At 72.7% G+C, this 1,973-nt stretch carries 3 protein-coding genes; 1 reads left to right on the top strand and 2 read right to left on the bottom strand.

Annotated elements, in window-relative coordinates; all coding sequences use genetic code 11:
• Together DW309_RS12680 and DW309_RS12675 are read right to left on the bottom strand one after the other, a co-directional pair.
• The coding region (locus DW309_RS12680; protein WP_136045587.1) for a MurR/RpiR family transcriptional regulator at window positions 1-613 on the bottom strand (613 nt) is incomplete at its 3' end.
• Window positions 610-1,392: a GNAT family N-acetyltransferase gene (locus tag DW309_RS12675; protein WP_136045586.1), complete on the bottom strand. Its 783-nt coding sequence runs from the start codon at window positions 1,390-1,392 to the stop codon at window positions 610-612. The genes DW309_RS12680 and DW309_RS12675, both read right to left, overlap by 4 nt.
• Before the next feature lie 92 nt (window positions 1,393-1,484).
• Here DW309_RS12675 and DW309_RS12670 point away from each other — a divergent pair.
• Window positions 1,485-1,973, top strand: a 489-nt coding sequence (locus DW309_RS12670; RefSeq protein WP_136045585.1) for a M20/M25/M40 family metallo-hydrolase, incomplete at its 3' end; no start/stop codon positions are given.

The raw sequence follows: 1,973 nt of genomic DNA, 5'->3' as shown, positions 1-1,973 counted from the left end.
CGCGCTCGGCCAGGCGGCGACGCGCACCCTTCGCGCTCGCCGTGGTCAGGGCGCTGAGCAGGTGGCAGACCGCCGCGACCGGGGTCGGCGAGTCGGCGTACGACGCCGACCCGGTGCGCACGCGGATGAGCGACGTGGCGATCGGTGCCAGCGGCGCGTCCTCGCTGTCGGTGATCACGACGAGCTGTCCGCCCGCCTCGTGGAACAGCCGTCCGAGCCGCACGGTCTCCTCGCGGTAGCGCCGCAGGGAGAACGCGATCAGCACGTCGGAGGCGCGCACATCGGTCAGCACGGTGAGCGGCTGCAGTGCGTGCCCGTCCACGAGGAACACGTTGGACAGCGTGGCGGAGAGATCGGCGGTGAGCAGCTGCGCGTACGCGGCGGCCTTGCCCTCGCCCGCGACGTAGCGACGGCGGGCGCCGAGCAGGAGCGCGGCCGCCTGCGGCACCTGCGCCGAGCGGCTGAGCTCCTCGAACGTCTGCGCGAGGGTGCGCTGCTCGGTCTCGATGATGCGCGCCTGGATGCTCTCGGCCGACTGGTTGGTGCGGATGCGCTCGCCGAAGCGGTCGCGCGGTGAGACGAGGTCGCGGTCCTCGTGGTGGTGGTCGCTCATGCCGGGCCCTCCCCTGGTGTCGCGCGGTAGACCGCCGTCTGATCGTCGAGGCGCGTCGCCGCCACCAGGACCTCCCCGCGGTGGAACACCCCGGTCATGCTGCGCTCGAGGTCGCGGCGCAGCGCCTCGCGCTCGGCCGGGCTCAGGCGGCCGGGGTGCACGGGGATCGCGATCCAGGTGCCGTCCGGTGCGGCGACCGCGCGACCCCAGTCGTCCGGCCCGAGCGCCGGGGCGGACGGCGGCGTGGCACGCGGAGACGGCGTGGCGGCGGTGAGGTCCCACGAGACCACGAGCCGGTCGGTGTCGGGGCGCGCGTAGTAGTCGCGCTCGAACGCGATGCCGACGGCGCCGAGCGAGCTGAGGTTGAAGTGCGCGTTGCGCGACAGCAGCGGGTCGAAGGTCCAGCGCATGGTGCGCTGCCCCCACCGGAGGGCGACCGCGCGCTGCGCGAGCTTGAGGGCCTGACCGACGCCGCGGCCCTGCTGGGCGGCCTCGACGGCGGCCGCCTGCGAGTAGTGGAACAGCGTGCCGTCGGTGTCGCACCCGGCGAAGCCGTAGGCGAATCCGATGAGCGCGCCGTCGTCGGCGAAGGCCCCGATCGCCGAACCGCCGTTGCGGGCGAGCGCGGTGAGCAGGTTGGCGTTCAGCGCGTACTCGCTCTCGGTGTAGGCGAACACCCTGGCGTACAGCGCCGCGGCCTCTCGGAACTCGGTGTACTGGGTCAGCTCCCGACAGCCGTAGCCGATGCCCGCGTCAGCGGCCACGGAGAAATGAGGCACGATACGTTTCCTAAGATTGAAGAGTCCTGCTGCTCTGAGCGATGTTATCGGCGGCTTGCACGGGGATCAAGAGGCAGATACGGTTCGTAACTGTGACCACTTCTCCGGCGGCGCAGCTCGCGGACCACTCTTCTGACGACATCATCGCACTCGTGCGCGAGCTCGTGTCGATCGAGTCGCCGAGCCGCGACACCGCCGCCAGCGCCCGCATCGCCGACGTCCTGAGCGCCCGCTTCGAGGCCATCGGCGGCACCGTCCGCCGCGAGCCCACGAGCGCCGGGACCGACCTGGTGATCGACGTGCCGGGCACGGGCGATCCGCTCCTGTTCATCGGGCACACCGACACCGTGTGGCCCGTCGGCGCCCTCGACGGCGAAGTGCCCTGGGTGGAGGACGGCGACGTCGTCCGCGGACCGGGCGCCTACGACATGAAGGCCGGGATCGCGGTGATGCTCGAGGCTCTGCGCACCCTCCAGCCGCTCGCGGTCGAGCGGCGCCGGGCCGTGCGGGTGGTGCTCGTGTGCGACGAGGAGATCGGCTCCCCCGTGTCCGGGCCGCTGCTGGCGGCACGCGCGCGCGGG

It is taken from the genome of Microbacterium sp. K41 (assembly GCF_004794395.1).
GTDB classification, from domain to species: domain Bacteria; phylum Actinomycetota; class Actinomycetes; order Actinomycetales; family Microbacteriaceae; genus Microbacterium; species Microbacterium sufflavum.
The sequence above is the reverse complement of the archived record's forward strand: the minus strand, read 5'-3'. Positions and strand labels throughout refer to the sequence as shown.